Below are 19,114 nucleotides of genomic sequence, written 5' to 3' on the forward strand. Positions count from 1 at the left end.
TATTCTACCATGTTTTTCACAGAAACGAAAGATGTCATTTGTCACTTTCGGAGTGATATTTGTCACTGTTTTTATTGTCGGGCGCAAAAAAGCTCCTGCTATTTCAGCAGGAGCTTATGTTTATTTTTACTTGATATCAGCGTGGTGAGCCTGTAAGGACTTTACTCCGAGGTGAGTATTGTTCTTGATAGCCTTGATGCCCTCTGCGCTTGCCTTTGCAGCAGCCATAGTGGTCATGTAAGGTACTCTGTGCTTGATAGCAGCCTTTCTGATGTAGCTGTCGTCGTGAGCACTGGTCTTGCCTGCGGGAGTATTGATTATCATCTGTATCTCGCCGTTTGCGATCTCGTCAGCGATATTCGGACGTCCCTCGTAGATCTTGAAGATCTTGTCGCATGGGATTCCTGCTTCCTTTATCATCTCATAGCTTCTGCCTGTTGCGATGATGTGGAAGCCAAGCTCGTTGAATGACTTGGCAATATCAATAAGCTCAGGCTTGTCTCTGTCGCATACGCTGAGGAGAACTGTTCCCTCCAGAGGAAGCTTGTTCTTTGTAGCCTCCTGAGCCTTATAGTAAGCCTCGCCGAATGAAGGTGAGATACCCAGAACTTCGCCTGTTGAACGCATCTCAGGTCCGAGGAGCGGGTCTACCTCCTGGAACATATTGAAGGGGAATACAGCTTCCTTTACGCCGTAGTGACCGATAACCTTGTCCTTTAACTCGGGAACGGGTGAGGGTCTGCCTGTGAGTGAAGATGTGATGATATCTGTAGCGATACGAACCATGTTGATATCGCATACCTTTGATACCAGCGGAACTGTTCTTGATGCACGGGGATTAGCCTCGAGAACGTATACTGTATCGCCCTCGATAGCGTACTGCATATTCATAAGACCGCATACGTTCATCTCTACGGCTATCTTCTTTGTATACTCCTTGATAGTAGCTACCTGCTTCTCTGTGAGATTCTTTGAGGGCAGGATACAAGCGGAGTCGCCCGAGTGAACACCTGCAAGCTCGATATGCTCCATAACGCATGGAACAAAGCAGTGTGTACCGTCGGAAATAGCGTCAGCCTCGCACTCTGTAGCGTGGTTGAGGAAGCGGTCGATGAGGATAGGTCTGTCGGGAGTTACGCCAACAGCAGCGTTCATATATACTCTCATCATCTCGTCATCGTGAACTATCTCCATGCCGCGTCCGCCGAGAACGTAGGAAGGACGAACCATTACAGGATAGCCTATCTTGTTGGCGATGGCGATAGCCTCGTCAGCGTTTACAGCCATGCCTGCCTCTGGCATTGGTATGCCGAGCTTGTCCATCATAGCGCGGAAGTGGTCACGGTCCTCAGCAAGGTCGATAGTCTCCGGAGTTGTACCGAGAATATTTACGCCGTACTTTTTAAGGTCGTTTGCAAGGTTAAGAGGAGTCTGTCCGCCGAACTGAGCGATAACGCCAACAGGCTTCTCCTTTTCGTGTATAGCAAGAACATCTTCAAGTGTAAGGGGCTCGAAATAGAGCTTGTCAGATGTATCATAGTCAGTGGAAACTGTCTCGGGGTTGCAGTTTACGATAATGGACTCAAAGCCCAGCTTTTTCAGTGCAAGTGCAGCGTGAACGCAGCAGTAGTCGAACTCGATACCCTGACCGATTCTGTTAGGACCGCCGCCCAGTATCATTATCTTTGGCTTTTCTGTGCTTACAGGGCTCTTGTCCTCGTCAAGGTGATATGTGGAGTAGTAGTAAGCAGCGTCCTTTGTACCGCTTACGTGAACGCCCTCCCATGCTTCCTTTACGCCGATAGCCATACGAGCGTTGCGTATCTCTTCCTCTGTAACTTCAAGGAGAGAGCTAAGGTAACGGTCTGAGAAGCCGTCCAGCTTAGCCTGCCTGAGTACGTCGTTTGCGGGAACAGCGCCCTTATTCTTGAGAAGAGCCTCTTCCTCGTCAACAAGCTCCTTCATCTGCTCGATGAAGTACTTCTTTATCTTTGTAAGGTCGTGGAGTTCATCTATTGTAGCACCCTTGCGGAGAGCCTCATACATTACGAACTGTCTCTCGCTTGTTGGGTAGCGGAGCTGTGCAAGGAGCTCCTCCTTGGTCATGCTGTTGAAGTTCTTTGCAAATCCCAGACCGTAGCGGCCTGTCTCCAGTGAACGGATAGCCTTCTGGAAAGCCTCCTTGTAGGTCTTGCCGATGCTCATTACCTCACCGACAGCCTTCATCTGTGTGCCCAGCTTGTCCTCAGCGCCCTTGAACTTCTCGAAAGCCCAGCGAGCGAACTTGATAACGATATAATCGCCGTCGGGAACGTACTTGTCAAGAGTGCCGTACTTGCCGCACTCGATGTCCTTCAGTGTAAGACCGCATGCGAGCATAGCTGATACCAGAGCGATAGGGAAGCCTGTTGCCTTTGAAGCAAGAGCGGAAGAACGTGAGGTTCTTGGGTTGATCTCGATAACAACGATACGGCCTGTCTCGGGATCGCGTGCGAACTGACAGTTACAGCCGCCGATTACCTCGATGGACTCGATTATCTTGTATGACATCTCCTGAAGAGTCTTCTGAACGTCCTCTGGGATAGTGAGCATAGGTGCAGAGCAGAATGAATCGCCTGTGTGAACGCCGATAGGATCGATGTTCTCGATGAAGCATACAGTGATCTTGTTGTTCTCAGCGTCGCGGACAACTTCAAGCTCAAGCTCTTCCCAGCCGAAGATACACTCCTCGACCAGTACCTGTCCTACGAGAGAAGCCTGTAAGCCTCTTGCACAGACTACCTTTAATTCATCTACGTTGTATACCATGCCGCCGCCTGCGCCGCCCATGGTGTAGGCAGGACGGAGAACTACAGGATATTTCAGCTTTTCAGCTATCTTAACAGCCTCGTCAACAGAATAAGCTACCTCGCTCTTTGGCATACCGATACCGAGAGCGCTCATAGCGTTCTTGAACTCGATACGGTCCTCGCCGCGCTCGATAGCGTCTACCTGAACGCCGATGACCTGTACGCCGTACTTTTTGAGCACGCCTTCCTTGTCCAGCTCGGAGCAGAGGTTAAGACCCGACTGACCGCCAAGGTTTGGGAGGAGAGCGTCAGGACGTTCTTTTTCGATTATCTGTGTAAGTCTTTCGAGGTTGAGGGGCTCGATGTAAGTAATATCAGCAACATCGGGATCTGTCATGATAGTTGCGGGGTTGGAGTTTACGAGAACTATCTCATAACCCAGCTTGCGCAGAGCCTTACAGGCCTGTGTGCCTGAGTAGTCGAATTCGCAAGCCTGTCCGATGATGATAGGACCTGAACCGATTATCATGATCTTGTTAATATCCTGTCTTTTTGGCATATTATTCTCCTGACCCGTACACGGAAAAATGTACGTTGATATATTTGCCATGAAACGTCATGGCGCAACTTCTTACCTTATATAATAACATAATACAAGAAAAAATGCAATACAGAAAATCCCCTTGATGTGCGGAATAATTTTAGGGAAACTGCAAAAAGCAGGCTCTCTTTGGGAAATATGCAGATTGCCAAATATGTACCTTAAGTTTATGGTTTGGCAGCCTGCTTTTTCTGTTATGCATTTAACGAGTGCTTTTTGCTCCTCTTTGCACTAAATTGCAAGTATTTTTTTGCGCTTTTTGTGAGTTGTAGACAACGCATTGCTTGTAAGACCTTATATCGGCGCAAATTGGTTCTGCCAATCATCAGATTTAGATAAATAATCTATTGGATTTTATTCATGTATTGCTGTTTTGCATAAAATCACTTGACATCTTTGGTCAAATAATATATAATATACTTGTTTGATACAGATTGTTTACTATTCACGCTAATTAACAATCTGTATTAATCAGAGTTAGATGTAAAGTAAAAATGAAAAAGGAGAATTTTTATGAAGAAAGTTAAACTCATTGGCACATTACTTGCAGCTGTTATCGCAGCAGCACCCGTAACAGGATTCACAGGAAACGTATTATCATTCAACGATAACGCTATCGTTGCAGAGGCAGCATCTGGCACTCCCAGCGAAGTTGAAGACAAAGAATATGGAAGAAGTGATTCAAGAGCAATTTTGAGAAGCCAAAACGGAAAATACGAATTATTTTTCTTAAATAACGGTAGCCTTGTAATTAAGGAAAAAGGGAAAATCTACAATGTAATATTAGCTGCAAACAGCGCTAATAAGACACTTTATTTCCAAGGGGATGCAAACCTTGTTACTTACAACAAAAACTACTATAGCAAGGATTATTCAAGACCAGTTTTCCACTCTAACACATGGATGTTCAATACTTCCAATCCAAGAGTGAAATTTTCTTTTGAATTACTAAATAACGGAGAACTGAGAATAAAGCGTACATTTTTATCAGGTCAGTTTGCTGGCAACTATGATTATATCTGGAGCAGCAACAGAAACAGAATGTATAAGGTGTAATAAATTATACCGGATTATAATTGATATAAAATTAGAAGGGACTGCATTGCAGTCCCTTTTTCTTACCCATGACATCTTGCAAGCATTGCAAGAGTGAGGGAGATATTCTCGTTATGCACCGCAACGCCCTTGGGAGCATTGAGATACACTGCGGCAAAGTTCAGGATAAACTTTATACCTGCCGCCGCCATACGGTCGCATATCTCCTGCGCCGCTTTTTCGGGCACGGTTATGATACCGATACGTATATCGTTCTCCTTGCAGAAGCTCTCCAGCTCGTCGATATGGCGGACAGGCTTGCCGTTTATGGTACTGCCCACACGCTCCTTGTTGTGGTCGAAACCGCAGACTATATCGAAGCCGTAAGCCTCAAAGCCGTTGTACTCCAGCATAGCCCTGCCGAAGTTTCCCATGCCTGCCACCACAACTCTGTCGTGGTTCTCAAAGCCGAGAAATTTACCTATATCGCTCATAAGCTCAGAGGTCATATATCCCACCTTGGGACGGCCTCCGCTGCTTACGGAAGCAAGGTCCTTTCGCACCTGCACGTCGTTGAGCCCCAGTGCCTCGGCAATAGCCGTGGCGGAGATATTGCCTTTTTTCCTCTCCTCAGGCAGCGACCTGAGATAATTGAAGTAAACAGGCAGACGTGAAAGTGTCTGTGAGGTAATATTCTTGTTCATGTTATACCTCCGTAAGAGGACTCATTTTTTCTGCATATACTCGTCCATAGCTGCGGCAGCCTTTTTGCCTGCGCCCATAGCGAGGATAACTGTAGCAGCGCCTGTTACAGCGTCGCCGCCTGCGTAAACGCCCTCCTTGGAGGTAAGACCGTCCTCATCAGCGATGATGCCGCCCCACTTCTGAGTGTCAAGACCTGCTGTAGTGGACTTGATAAGTGGATTTGGCGAAGTACCGATAGACATGATAACGCAGTCAGCCTCGATGTCAACGAATGCGCCCTCGATCGGAACAGGCTTAGCTCTGCCCGAAGCGTCAGGCTCCGAGAGCTCCATCTGCTGGCAGTGAACGCTCTTTACCCAGCCGTCCTCTGTAGCCTGTATCTCAATAGGATTGGTGAGAAACTTGAAGATGATGCCCTCTTCCTTAGCGTGCTCTACTTCCTCTGCTCTTGCGGGAAGCTCAGCCTCTGTACGTCTGTATACGATGTATACCTCAGCGCCCAGTCTCTTAGCGCAGCGAGCTGCGTCCATAGCAACGTTTCCGCCGCCTACGATAACAGCCTTTGTGCCTGCCTTGATAGGAGTAGCGCTGCCCTCCTTGTAGGCTTTCATGAGGTTGATACGTGTGAGGAACTCGTTAGCTGAGTATACGCCGTTGAGATTCTCGCCGGGGATATTCATAAATCTCGGGAGACCTGCGCCCGAGCCGATGAATACAGACTCGAAGCCCTCTTCATTCATGAGCTCGTCAACTGAGATAGTCTTGCCGACTACTGTATTTGTCTCCACCTTTACGCCCAGAGCCTTGAGGCCGCCGATCTCCTTCTGAACGATAGACTTTGGAAGTCTGAACTCAGGGATACCGTAAGAGAGAACTCCGCCTGCAACGTGGAGAGCCTCAAATATAGTAACGTCATAGCCTTTCTTTGCAAGGTCGCCTGCGCAGGCAAGACCTGAAGGACCCGAACCGATAACAGCTGCCTTGTGACCGTTCTTTGCAGGTATCTCGGGAACTGTCTCGGGCTGTGCATTGTGCCAGTCGGCAACGAAGCGCTCAAGGCGTCCGATAGCAACGGGCTCGCCCTTGATTCCTCTTACGCACTTGCTCTCGCACTGTGTCTCCTGCGGACATACTCTGCCGCATACAGCAGGGAGAGAGCTTGACTTTGTGATTATCTTGTAAGCCTCTGCGAAATTACCCTCAGCCACCTGAGCGATAAATGCAGGGATATCTATCTGTACGGGACAGCCTGTTGAGCAGGGCTTGTTCTTGCAGTTAAGGCATCTCTTAGCCTCGTCGATAGCCTGCTCCTCGGTATATCCGAGAGCTACCTCGCTGAAATTCTTGTTTCTTACGTCGGGAGCCTGTACAGGCATCTCGTTTCTTGTTGCGGACATATTAGCCATATCACTTTACCTCCTTGAACAGATTGCAGGCTTCCTCATAAGCATGGCGCTCAAAGGGCTTATACATAGCACCTCTTGCCATAGCCTCGTCGAAGTCTATGAGATGACCGTCGAACTCGGGGCCGTCAACGCAGGCGAACTTTGTCTCGCCGCCTACTGTCAGACGACAGCCGCCGCACATACCTGTGCCGTCGATCATTATGGGGTTCATGGAAGCAACAGTGGGCACACCGTACTCCTTAGTGAGCTTACAGACGAACTTCATCATGATAAGAGGACCGATAGTGATAACTCTGTCGTACTTCTCGCCGCTGTCGATGAGCTTTTTGAGAGCGTCTGTTACCAGTCCCTTTTCACCTGCGCTGCCGTCGTCGCTCATGAGCACGAACTTGGAGCTTGAAGCCTTGAATTCGTCCTCGAGGATAACGAGATCCTTATTTCTGAAACCAACTATTGAGTGTACCTCAACACCCAGCTCGTGGAGCTTCTTTGCAACAGGGTAAGCGATAGCACAGCCAACACCGCCGCCGACTACGGCTACCTTTTTGAGGCCCTCTGTCTCTGTAGCTCTGCCCAGAGGACCAACGAAGTCCTGCAAGCAGTCGCCCTCGTTAAGGTGATTGAGCTTTTCGGTAGTAGCGCCTACTATCTGGAAAATGATAGTTACAGAACCGCTGCTGCGGTCGAAATCAGCTATAGTGAGCGGGATACGCTCGCCGTCAGCGTCTGTTCTTAAAATAATGAACTGTCCCGGCTCAGCCTTTCTTGCTACCTTGGGAGCGTTTATGCGCATAAGGGTAACAGTTGGGTTGAGACTTTTCTTTTCAAGAATTTCAAACATTAGTCCATACCTTCCTTACCGGTAGATTTGCAATGCGGGAGCTTTCGCGGTGGTCGCCGTTGACTTCCGCCGATACAGGCATTGCATGATATATTAAATATTGTATCACACAAAAGAATGTTGCACAAATATAACAGCGGAATATCGGTATTCCGATATCGATATTTTTATAGCGATTTATATGCTGACTGCTGTCAGACTTTGGCTTGTCTCCGTGGTAAAACATTGGAAAATAACAGAAAAGGACGGCTAATGCCGTCCTTTTATTTGTGAAATTAACTTCCAAAAGCTATTCCCTCACAGAATAACCATATTCTTGATTTTATATATCACTTGTACTCTGCAAAGGCACTCTCATTTCTTACCTCGTACAGACGGTTCACCAGCTTCAGCTCATTTTCCGAGAGCTTGTGTCCCGAGGTATATATGAGCAGGTCCTTGAAGCTGTTGTCGGGGAAGGCACACTTTCTCTGCACCAGTCCGTACTTACCGCAGAGACTGGCAGGCATAGGCGAATCAAGCATGAACGCCTGAGGCACTGTCAGCAGGAAGTCCAGAGCGCTTCCGCGGTCGTACATGCACACCTTTCTCACAGGAACGTCCGCAGGACGGTTTGAAGCGTAGAGCTTCTCCACAGCTCCCGAAACATAGGGCACAGCGTCGTCTCCCTGTCCAAGCTCGGTGTAATTGCAGGAAAGGTCGGAATAGGTTATGCTGTCAGCTCCCGCCGCAGGGTGCTCCGCAGACATTACCGCCAGCATCTCGAACTCCCAGAGGAGCTTGCTGTCCAGATTCTTCTCGGCAAGGAAGTCCGTGAAGTACTTCTCGTGGGCGGTATTGAAGCGGATAACTCCGAAATCATAGCCGTTTTCGCGGACATTCTCGATAGTTCTCAGTGAGTTGGTCTCGCAGAAGAATATCTCCATATCCTCGGGAGCATTCAGCGAAGCTATGTACTCCGAAAAAGCCTTGGAGATATAGCCCGTTCTGGGCACGGATATGCGCAGACGGCTGTTTTTCGGCTTGTCGGGGGAGTGTATAGCCTCCATATTGTCTATCTGTATAAGTATCTGCTTGGCATATTCAAGGAATTTTATACCCTGATCCGTGGGGATAACGCCCTTTGAGGTACGTCTGAATATAGTGATGCCGAGGGTGCTTTCCAGTTCCTTGATAGCCTTGCTCAGATTTGGCTGAGCCATGTAGAGATTTTCCGCAGCCTGAGTGATAGAACGTGTTTTTTCGATCTCAACAGCGTATTTGAAGTGCAGTGTATTCATGGTCCAGTCACCTTTCGCAGTTATTTCTCGTCAACAAGATGTATCTCCAGTCTCCTTGACTTGGGTTTTTCCTCGGGAGCCGGCTTCTTCGGGACAGTCGCGGAAATCTCTCCCGCAGGCTTTTCAGCCACGTCAGCCATCTCGGAAGCCTCCAGCGTTCTTACGAGAGCGCATGGATTGCCTGCTGCCACGCAGTTTGCGGGGATATCCTTTGTGACCACGCTGCCTGCTCCGATGACCGCATTGTCACCGATAGTAACTCCGCCGATAACGGTAACTCCGCCGCCTATCCAGACATTGCTGCCAACCTTTATGGGCTTTGCGGATTCAAGTCCCTGATTTCTCAGGTTTGCGTCTATAGGGTGCTCTGCGGTGTAGAAGCCGCAGTTTGGACCGATAAAGACATTATCGCCGAAGACTACGTCGGCGCAGTCAAGTATAACAAGATTGTGATTTGCGTAGAAATTGTCTCCCATAACGATGTTATAGCCGTAATCGCAGAAGAAATTAGGCTCGATAACAGTATTATCGCCTCTCAGAGCCACAAGTCTGTCCAGTATCCTTTCCCTTTTCTGGAAGTCGTTGCATTCAACGGCGTTGTACTCGGCACAGAGCTTCTTAGCCTTGATCCTCTCCATGAAAAGCTCTCTGTCATTGGCAAAATAAAGCTCTCCTGCCTGCTGTTTTTCTTTTTCGGTCATTTTAAACCCTCCTTAAATTGAATTATATATGCTTTTATACATGATCTGCAATGAACTGAAAAAACTTCATTATCCATAAAGGTGATGTAAAGAACAAAAGGAAAAACAGCAATATAGCCGAGTTTTTAATTTCGTCCTTATCCACCTTGAATAAATAATGCCCGTGTATCATATACCTTTCGGGAGCATCGGGATCGATGTATATATCGTAATACTCATAGTTTTCGGAGTCGATGCAGTACAGCTCATTGATCATCATGCGGTAATACTGATCCTCACAGCAGTAATCATAGACGAATATCTTGTCGAAATACTGCGGTAATTCCCTTTGGCGCTCTTCATACAGCTTCTTAGTCTCTTCGCTTAGCTCCTTGTGGGTCTCGATCTTACGGGATATTTCTGCTCTTACGGGTATCGTGCAGTGTTTTCGCCTTATCATTATTGCTATGCCTCTTATCAGTGGCTTCAGAGTGAACCTGAAAACGGCTCTCAGCATAATAAACCCAACAAGCACATACAAGGGGTAGGCGCCTTTGGGGTTGCCCTTGCTGCCCTCTGTACAGGCGTATGCAACCAGTATAACACCCAATCCTGTCAGCAGCAGCCAATCCTGTACCTTGCCGCCTTTGTTTGAAGCGATCTCGACTATTTTTCCGTCTGATACTACCACCCTTACACTGCTGATAAAGGCGATTATAAAACATGAGCCGAACATAAAGAAAAGAATAAACGCCAGAGTGTACTGCAAAGCGGTATGTTCTTCTATAACTTCTTCAAATATACTCATTCCAAGACCCAGAACGACCATAGCTCCGAATAATATCAGAAACGCAATGAACGGAAATTTAAGACTCAGGACACGGTCGTTTGTATTGGGGTCGTTTTTTTCTTCAAGGGATATTCTTTTTGCCTTGGGTAATATGAACGGTAGTCTCATTTTTTATCTCCTGCGGCACAGCCGCCTGTGCATCAGCGCTTGCTGCCCTTTGAGCCGAAGCTTCCTCCCATAGAAAGGATATTGGTATCAAAGGTGTAGCTTATCTTCTCACCCTGTCTGTAGCGTTTGAGAGCAAGCTGGATAAGTCTTTCCAGAAGCTCTGTGTACTTAACGCCCTTGGGCTCCCAGAGATAGAATGCCAGTGAGCCCGGGATAGTATTTATCTCGTTGATGTAGACCTTGTCGGTCGCCATATCTATCATAAAGTCTATACGTGTAACGCCGTTGAGTCCCAGATAGCGGAATGCGTCAACAGCAGTCTTTCTGATGAATTCGTCCTGCTCGGGAGTGATATCAGCAGGTATCTTTCTCTTTAATGTAGCCATACCCTTGCTGCCGCCCTTGCCGCCGCCGACGTACTTCTGGTCGTAGCTGAGGATATCGTCGCCGCTTGCCTGAACAGGCTCCTCGCATACGGAAGCCTCTGCGGACTCACTGTCGCCTGCAACGGCGCAGTTTATCTCCTTGAGCTGTACAACGCAGGGCTCGATGAGGATACGGTCAGCGAACTCAAAAGCCTCCTCGATAGACTTGATAAGGCTGTCTCTGTCCTTACCCTTGGAGATACCAACGCTGGAACCGAGGTTGATAGGCTTAACGATAACAGGGTAGCCGAACTTCTTCTCCACCTCTGCCACCATTCTGTCCATGTCGTTTATCTCATATGAGGAGAAACGGCAGCAGTCCAGTACGGGGAAGCCTGCGTCTTTAAGGAGTATCTTCATCACGAATTTATCCATACCGATCGCGGAAGCCAGTACGTCACAGCCTACATAGGGCAGGTCGAGGGTCTGGAGATAGCCCTGCAATGCGCCGTCCTCAACATTGGTGCCGTGAACGATAGGAAATGCCACGTCGATATCGGAAATGACATTGGAGCCGAACTTTTTCATCTTCTGACGGATAAGCTGGACTTTGCCCTCGCTGCGTACAAATACGCACTCGGTACACTCTTTGAGAAGTGCAGGGATATCCTTGAAGCTGTTGATATCCATGAGCTTTTCGCCTGTCCAGAATTCGCTCTTTTTAGTCATATAGACAGGGATAATGTTGTATTTTTCCTTATTGATGCTTGCCATAGCCTGAACTGCCGAGATAACGGATACCTCGTGCTCAACGCTTCTTCCGCCGAAAAGAACTGCAAGATTGATCTTCATTACTATTTCTCCTTTTATCTTTATCTGAGCCGTTAGCCTTTAGCCATTAGCCGTTAGCTGATGGTGTCCGCTTACGCGGACAGATTTTAAATATTATCGCCGTAAGGCGATACCACAGGCTAAAGGCTAAAAGCTAATAGCTAATGGCTTAATAATTATCGGGCAGGTCGTTTTCAAGAAGGACTATCTTCTTCTTGTCGGTCTGATATGCGTTTACGTGGGCGAGAGCCTCGTTAAGACTGTCCGCAACGAAAACGTTGTCCATATCATAGCCTGCGTCCTTGATACCGTTATAAATAGGAACCGTCTGTGCCTTGCCCACCAGAACTATGTGATCGCAAGCCTTAGCAGCCTCCTGACCGAACTCGAAGTTCAGCTCCTCCTGCTTTGCGCCAAGCTCTACCATACCCGGAGTTACCAGTATGCGGCAGGCGTCGAAAAGTCCCAGTACATCAAGAGCTGCTCGGCAGCCGCTGGGATTTGAGTTGTATGCGTCGTCGATAAAGGTCATATTGCCGCCCTTGTCGAGGAGCTGCAATCTGTGGGGAACTGCGGCGATACGCTTCACGGGGAGAGTCAGCTTATCAAGAGATATGCCCGTACCGTGAGCATAGGCGATAGCTCCGAGGACGTTCTGAACATTGTGCTCACCGAGGAGCTTCATTGAGAAACGCTGTGTCTCGCCGTCGGGAGCAGTTACCGTGAACTCCGTACCTCTGTCGGAAACGGATATATCAGTACCGCGGTAGTGGTTGCCCTCCTGAAGTCCGTAGAGCACCGCATTGGGGTACTCGGGAGCTTTCTTGCGGATAAGCTCGTTGTCGCCGTTGAGGTATATCTTGCCGCCCTTTGCCTTTACGTGGTCAGCAAGCTCGAACTTGGTATTCACCACGTTCTCGATAGAACCGAAGGTCTCCAAGTGCTGAGGACCTACGGAGGTGATGATACCGTCGTGTGGGTCTGCAATGCCGCAGAGCTCCTTGATTTCGTGAACTCGTCTCGCGCCCATTTCGCAGATGAAGTATTCGTGAGTGGGCTTTAAGTCGCGGCGAATGGTTATTGTAACTCCCATGGGAGTATTGAAGCTCTCGGGGGTTTTCAGTGTGTTGTACTGGGAATTGAGAAGCTCGTCAAGGTAGAACTTCATGCTGGTCTTGCCGTAGCTTCCCGTGATACCCACCTTATGGAGAGTGGGACACTCGGAAAGTATGCGCTTTGCGTCGTTGATGTACCAGTTCTGCACCGCCTTTTCCACGGGCTTGTTTATCAGGTTGGAAAGGGGAACAAGTATGGGTGTGAGGCATACTCCGAGATTAACAAGGAAAAACGGCATATTTGTACGGAAGCGCAGAAGCTTTTCCGCCTCGCCGTCTGTATCAATAGTGTGGAGTCTTGCTGCCGAGAAGAAAGCTCCCACGAAAACAGCTGCAATGAGTATGCCGAAGGTTATCATCATGCGCTTCATACGTGCTGTGTACACAAGGGGCTTCTTGAACTTCTTGCCCGGCTTGTTGGCAAGTATGATGCCAAGATAAAAGAGCATCAGCACTATCAGAAGTATAAGCGTTATCGTTCCCGCAGCCGATACATATACGGGGTCGCCGAGCTTCTGAGCCTTTACGGGGTCAAGTGTGTTTATCACGGGCGAAAGGAACAGCAGTATTGCCGAAAGGATAAGCATCAGGCAGTTGGGGATATACCGCTTTTTGTTCTTTTTCATCCAGCGTGAGTGCTCGGGAGTCTTGTAGCCGTTGAGCTGGAGCATATGGAACTCCCTCAGTCCGAGGAATACCGTTGCCGTCAGCGCAATGACCGCATATATCACAAATAGAACTATATTCATAAACATCTCCTTAAAAATGTATGATCAAGCCTTTAGCCTTTAGCTTGTTGTATCGCCTTACGGCGATATGATCTAAAATCCGTCCGCACAAGCGGACACCATAAGCTAACGGCTAATGGCTGACGGCTAACAGCTTGATTATTCTTCTATTTTGAGGAACGAGCACATCACGCGGTTAAACGTGAACTGCTGTTCGAGGAAGGAATAATGTCCTGCGTTTTCAAGCTTTACAAGACCTGCGTCGGGTATGAGCTTCTCCATTTTCTCGCCGTCAGACAGCGGAGTAGCAGTATCGTTCACGCCCCATACAAGCAGCGTTGGCGCCTTGATATTGGGCAGGTAGGGCTCCAAGTCCTCGTTTACCACCTTGACCATGACCTGTCTCATCATGGGCGAAGCTGCGGCGTAGTCTGCACTGCCCATTTTCTTGCGGAAGTTCTCCAGCGCGTCGGGGAAGAGCTTCTTAACTATGCCCCACGAAAGGACAGTCTTGCCCATTTTGTAGTAGCGTGTGCGCCATGTCTTTTTGTTCGACTTTGGCGGCATGATGCCTGCGCTGTCCACAAGAATGACCTTTGTCACCTTGAATGGCAGGTCATTGCGGCTGTGCATTTTTATGATGACACGTCCGCCGAAGCTGTGACCGAGAAGCATTACCTCTTTTGCGTCATAGTCCTTGAGGAAGTCGATGACGAACTGCACATAGGAGCTCACGTCCCATACTTCCTTTGGCTCGTCGCTCTTGCCAAAGCCCGGCATATCCATAGCCACGACCTTGTACTTCTTGGAGAGGAGCTCCATCATATTGGCGAAAAGGGTTATATTGCTGCCCCAGCCGTGAAGCAGTACGATGAGGTCGCCCTCGCCCTTTTCCTCGTAGTTTATCTTCAAACCGTTTACTGTTTTTATCAATTCTATTATCTCCAACCTGTTATTAATTGAGAATGGAGAATGTAGAATTGAGAATGAATGTATTCGCTTTACTCACATAATAGCAGAACAACTTTCAACTCTCAACTCTCAACTCTCAACTTTATATCATATACGGCATACAGCCGCAAATATACATATATAATTTATTATATCACTTGCGCTATTTTATGTCAACAATTATTTTGTAGGGGCGGCGTTCCGCCGCCCGTGTTTGCCGCTTTACATAATTACGATGTATCAATGCAGCCATGTAGGGGCGAACAGCGTTCGCCCGTGTTGTGGCTGATGTTGTATGTTTGCGGGCGCACAATGTGCGCCCCTACATATGATTTCGGCATAATTGCATTGTCCCCTGCGGGCGGCGGAACACCGCCCCTACAACGTGTTCATTTTATTAATTATGTCAGGCACACACGGGCGCCCAAAGGGCGCCCCTACAAGCTAATGACTAAAGGCTAACGGCTAATGGCTTCTTCCAAAAATGTACATCTTGCTTTTTTTCATATTATATGTTATAATGTGAAGATAGCGGCGGAGCGCAGGCGTCCGCGGCATGATTACTTCTACTGAGGTGTAAAATGTCAAATAAATATTCTCTCGGCATAGATGTGGGCTCTACCACGGTAAAAACAGTAATTACAGACGCTGACGGCGAGATAATCTACTCCAAATACCAGCGCCACCTTTCAAAGGTCAAGGAGACCGTTACAGACCAGCTTAAAATAATACAGGCTGACTATCCCGGTGAGGAATTCACCGTTTGCATCACGGGCTCTGCAGGTCTCGGACTTGCAAATTCCGCCAATATCCCCTTTGTACAGGAAGTCCACGCGGCTTTTCTCGCTGTAAAGCAGAAGCAGCCCGACGCTGACGCAGTTATCGAGCTGGGCGGCGAGGACGCTAAGATAATCTTCCTCACAGGCGGCGTTGAGCAGCGTATGAACGGCACCTGCGCAGGCGGTACGGGAGCTTTCATCGACCAGATGGCAACTCTCCTCGGCATCACCGCCGACGAGCTGGACGAGCTGTCTCTCCACGCACAGAAGGTCTACCCCATAGCTTCACGCTGCGGAGTTTTCGCTAAATCCGATATACAGCCCCTGCTCAATCAGGGCGCAAGACGTGAGGACGTTGCCGCAAGTATTTTCCAGGCAGTTGTTGACCAGACCGTTTCGGGACTTGCTCAGGGACGTACTATCGAGGGAAAGGTGCTTTTTCTCGGCGGACCTCTCTTCTTCCTGAAAGGACTGAAAAAGGCTTTCGCAAAGACTCTCGGACTTGACGAAAAGCATGCGGTATTCCCGCCCGAGGCTCCTGTTTTCGTGGCTTACGGCTGCGCAATATACGCGGCAACCGCCAAGGGCTCATTCAGAATAGACGACATTATCGAAAAGATACAGAACGCCAAGGCTTCCGACGACATCGTTACAGGCGAGCCCCTGTTCCGCTCACACTCGGAGTACGACAAGTTCATCGAGCGTCACAAGAAGTTCGACCTCGGATACGCCGATATCCGTACATACAAGGGCGACGCATACCTCGGCATCGACGCAGGCTCTACCACCACGAAGCTTGTGCTCATAACCGAGGACGGACGCATGCTCTACAATCACTACTCCTCAAATCAGGGACAGCCCCTTGACAAGATAGCCGATCAGGTAAAGCGCATCTACTCCGCCATGAACCCCGAGATAACCATAAAGGGCTCGGCGGTAACAGGCTACGGTGAGGACCTTATCAAGGCAGGTCTTTCCATAGACCACGGCATAGTTGAGACCGTTGCCCACTTCAAGGCTGCGGCTTACTTCTGCCCCGACGTTGACTTCATCATCGACATCGGCGGTCAGGACATTAAGTGCTTCAAGATAAAGAATCAGACCATAGACAGCATCATGCTCAACGAGGCATGTTCATCGGGCTGCGGCTCATTCATACAGACATTCGCAATGGCTCTTGGCTATGATATCGCGGAGTTCTCTCAGCTGGGACTTTTCGCCGAGCACCCCGTTGACCTCGGTTCAAGATGTACCGTATTCATGAACAGCTCCGTAAAGCAGGCTCAGAAGGACGGCGCTACCGTGGAGGATATTTCCGCAGGTCTGTCCTCGTCCATCATCAAGAACGCTATATATAAAGTTATACGTGCAAATTCTCCCGACGACCTTGGCAAGAACATCGTCGTACAGGGCGGCACATTCCTCAATGACGCTGTTCTCCGCTCATTCGAGAAGGAGCTTGGCAGAAACGTTATCCGTCCCGCTATTTCGGGACTTATGGGAGCTTTCGGCTGCGCACTCTACGCAAAGGAGAGAGCAGGCAGCGAGCCATCAAAGCTCATTTCCGCTGAGGAGCTCGAGCACTTCACCTATGAATCACGCTCTGCTAACTGCGGCGGCTGTACCGCACACTGTCAGCTGAACATCATCAACTTCGGCAAGGGCAGGCGCTTCATATCGGGCAATCGCTGCGAAAAGGGCGGCGGAATTGCCAACAGGAACACCGTTCCCAATCTCTACGAATTCAAGTACGACAGCATACTCAACACTGTCAAGACCCACCAGCCCAAGCGCTACCGCGCTACTGTGGGACTTCCCCTTGCACTGGGCTTCTATGAGCAGCTCCCGTTCTGGCATATGCTGTTCACAACCCTCGGTTTCAGGACAATTATTTCCGACGAGAGCTCCCGTGATATGTACTATCTCGGTCAGCACACTATCCCCTCGGATACGGTATGCTACCCTGCAAAGCTCACCCACGGACACATCGAGAATCTTCTCGACAAGGGCGCGGACTTCATATTCTATCCCTGCATGAGCTACAATATCGACGAGGGCAACAGCGACAACCACTTCAACTGTCCTGTTGTAGCCTATTATCCCGAGCTGCTCCTTGCAAACAATCCCCGCCTCAACAGCAATAACTTCATACACCCCTACATGGACCTCAATATCAAAAAGAACGTCATAAAGGTGCTGGGACACGCTCTCAGGAAGTACAACATAAAGGGCAGGATACCCGAGGCCGTGGACAGGGCTTACGAGGCTCTGGAGACCTACCGCAACACCGTTACACGCAAGGCTTTCGAGATAATCGAGCAGGCAAGAGCCGAAAAGCGCAAGATAATCGTTATCGCAGGCAGACCCTACCACATCGACAAGGAGATAAACCACGGCATACACAAGCTGGTGTCAAGTCTGGGTATGGCTGTCATCACTGAGGACAGCATCGCAGGTCTTGCAAGCACTCCAAAGCTGGGCGTCCTCAATCAGTGGACCTACCATTCGAGGCTTTACCGTGCGGCTAAGTACGTAACAACTCAGCCCGATATGCAGCTCATACAGCTGGTATCCTTCGGCTGCGGAATCGACGCCGTTACAGGCGACGAGGTGAGACATATCCTCGAAAGCCGCGGAAAGCTCTACACTCAGCTGAAAATAGATGAGATAAATAATCTTGGCGCCGCAAGGATAAGACTGAGAAGCCTTGTTGCCGCTATGGAACAGGCTGAGCAGAAGCCTGCAAAAAAGCCTGTGGTTCAGCCCGTGTGACCATGCGGACTATAAAGTGATTTTACGGAGGTTCTTATGCCCGAATACGCAAAGTTTACCGAGGATATGATAAAAACTCACACTATCCTCGTTCCCGATATGCTGCCCATACACTTCAAGATGCTCATATCCATATTTGAAGCAAAGGGCTATAAGCTGGAGCTGCTGCGCAACGACTCACGCGCTGTAGTCGATGAGGGACTGAAAAACGTCCACAATGACGCCTGCTATCCTGCTCTGCTGGTAATAGGACAGTTCATGGACGCCCTGAAAAGCGGCAAATACGATCCCGACAGGACCGCTCTCCTCATCACACAGACAGGCGGCGGCTGCCGCGCTTCAAACTACATACACCTGCTGAGAAAGGCTGTAGCCAAGAATTATCCTCAGATACCTGTGGTATCCCTTAATTTCAGCGGACTTGAAAAGGACAGCGCATTCAAGATAACTGCGCCCATGTTCCTGAAAATGCTCTACGCCGTGCTCTACGGCGACCTGCTCATGACCTGCTACAACAAGTGCAGAGCCTATGAGATAAACAAGGGCGAGTCAAAGAAAATGCTGGACAAGTGGCACAGGAGACTGTGCAATATCTTCCTCAAGGGCAGCAGAATGTACCTGAAGACCAAGAAGATATACAGGGATATACTTGACGACTTCGCCTCCATACCTCTCAGCAGTGAGAAGAAAATAAGAGTCGGCATAGTAGGCGAGATATACGTCAAGTACTCCCCCCTTGCAAACAACCATCTGGAGGACTTCCTCATTTCCGAGGGCTGTGAGCCCGTTGTGCCGTCCCTCCTTGAATTCGTTATGTACTGCGCAGCAGGCACATTCAACGACGCCAAGATATACGACCACACCACAAAGCAGTCCATATTCAACAAGATAGGCTACGAACTCATTTACGCCAAACAGAAGGAGCTCATAAAAGTCATGAAAGAGCAGGGAAGCTTTGAGCCTCTCCACGACTTCGAGCACCTGAGAAAGCTTGCTGACAAGTACATCAATCAGGGCGTGGTAATGGGCGAGGGCTGGCTCATACCTGCGGAAATGGCTGCTCTGGCAAAGTCGGGCGTTGAGAATATCATCTGCACCCAGCCATTCGGCTGCCTGCCCAACCATATCGTGGCAAAGGGCATGGCGCGAGCTATCAAGCAGGACAACCCCAACGCAAATATCGTCCCCATAGACTATGACCCAGGCGCTACAAGAGTAAATCAGGAAAACCGCATAAAGCTCATGCTTGCCAACGCAAGGCTCTGAGCCCTCCCACAA

General features: G+C 49.0%; 13 protein-coding genes. 3 read left to right on the forward strand and 10 right to left on the reverse strand.

Translation table 11 applies throughout. The features are described from left to right. Positions 1-126 precede the first annotated feature (126 nt). Positions 127-3,348 (reverse strand): carbamoyl-phosphate synthase large subunit, encoded by a 3,222-nt coding sequence (gene carB, locus N774_RS0110330; protein WP_024861174.1) that lies wholly within the window; start codon positions 3,346-3,348, stop codon positions 127-129. A 555-nt stretch (positions 3,349-3,903) separates the two neighbouring features. Between carB and N774_RS0110335 the strand changes: the two genes are divergently transcribed. Beyond that, positions 3,904-4,446: a hypothetical protein gene (locus N774_RS0110335; protein ID WP_024861175.1), complete on the forward strand. Its 543-nt coding sequence runs from the start codon at positions 3,904-3,906 to the stop codon at positions 4,444-4,446. A 62-nt stretch (positions 4,447-4,508) separates the two neighbouring features. Here N774_RS0110335 and N774_RS0110340 read toward each other — a convergent pair whose 3' ends face one another. From N774_RS0110340 to N774_RS0110380, 9 genes are all read right to left on the reverse strand, one after another. Next, positions 4,509-5,129: a redox-sensing transcriptional repressor Rex gene (locus tag N774_RS0110340; RefSeq protein ID WP_024861176.1), complete on the reverse strand. Its 621-nt coding sequence runs from the start codon at positions 5,127-5,129 to the stop codon at positions 4,509-4,511. 21 nt (positions 5,130-5,150) lie between these two features. Beyond that, a complete protein-coding gene (gltA, locus tag N774_RS0110345; protein ID WP_024861177.1) occupies positions 5,151-6,536 on the reverse strand; it encodes an NADPH-dependent glutamate synthase in 1,386 nt (461 codons plus the stop codon). Position 6,537: 1 nt separating this feature from the next. Beyond that, a complete protein-coding gene (locus N774_RS0110350; protein ID WP_024861178.1) occupies positions 6,538-7,377 on the reverse strand; it encodes a sulfide/dihydroorotate dehydrogenase-like FAD/NAD-binding protein in 840 nt (279 codons plus the stop codon). A 329-nt stretch (positions 7,378-7,706) separates the two neighbouring features. Then, on the reverse strand, positions 7,707-8,657 hold the full coding sequence (locus N774_RS0110355; protein WP_024861179.1) for a LysR family transcriptional regulator: 951 nt from the start codon (positions 8,655-8,657) through the stop codon (positions 7,707-7,709). A 20-nt stretch (positions 8,658-8,677) separates the two neighbouring features. Beyond that, complete coding sequence (locus N774_RS0110360; protein WP_024861180.1) at positions 8,678-9,358, reverse strand: maltose acetyltransferase domain-containing protein; 681 nt, start codon at positions 9,356-9,358, stop codon at positions 8,678-8,680. 34 nt (positions 9,359-9,392) lie between these two features. Continuing rightward, on the reverse strand, positions 9,393-10,295 hold the full coding sequence (locus tag N774_RS0110365; protein WP_024861181.1) for a hypothetical protein: 903 nt from the start codon (positions 10,293-10,295) through the stop codon (positions 9,393-9,395). Between the two features lie 32 nt (positions 10,296-10,327). Beyond that, positions 10,328-11,512, reverse strand: coding sequence for a D-alanine--D-alanine ligase family protein (locus N774_RS0110370; RefSeq protein WP_024861182.1), 1,185 nt, complete (start codon positions 11,510-11,512; stop codon positions 10,328-10,330). Positions 11,513-11,660: 148 nt separating this feature from the next. Then, positions 11,661-13,355 carry a UDP-N-acetylmuramoyl-tripeptide--D-alanyl-D-alanine ligase gene (locus tag N774_RS0110375; protein ID WP_024861183.1) on the reverse strand — a complete coding sequence of 565 codons (1,695 nt, stop codon included), beginning with the start codon at positions 13,353-13,355 and terminating at the stop codon, positions 11,661-11,663. Positions 13,356-13,493: 138 nt separating this feature from the next. After that, positions 13,494-14,267 (reverse strand): alpha/beta fold hydrolase, encoded by a 774-nt coding sequence (locus tag N774_RS0110380; RefSeq protein ID WP_024861184.1) that lies wholly within the window; start codon positions 14,265-14,267, stop codon positions 13,494-13,496. Positions 14,268-14,866: 599 nt separating this feature from the next. On the opposite strand from N774_RS0110380, the gene N774_RS0110385 reads away from it, so the two are divergent. Continuing rightward, a complete protein-coding gene (locus N774_RS0110385) occupies positions 14,867-17,836 on the forward strand; it encodes an acyl-CoA dehydratase activase (protein WP_024861185.1) in 2,970 nt (989 codons plus the stop codon). A 36-nt stretch (positions 17,837-17,872) separates the two neighbouring features. Continuing rightward, positions 17,873-19,102 (forward strand): 2-hydroxyacyl-CoA dehydratase, encoded by a 1,230-nt coding sequence (locus tag N774_RS0110390; RefSeq protein ID WP_024861186.1) that lies wholly within the window; start codon positions 17,873-17,875, stop codon positions 19,100-19,102. Positions 19,103-19,114 lie beyond the last annotated feature (12 nt).

The sequence above is a fragment of the Ruminococcus flavefaciens AE3010 genome (assembly GCF_000526795.1).
GTDB classification, from domain to species: Bacteria; Bacillota; Clostridia; order Oscillospirales; family Ruminococcaceae; genus Ruminococcus; species Ruminococcus flavefaciens_D.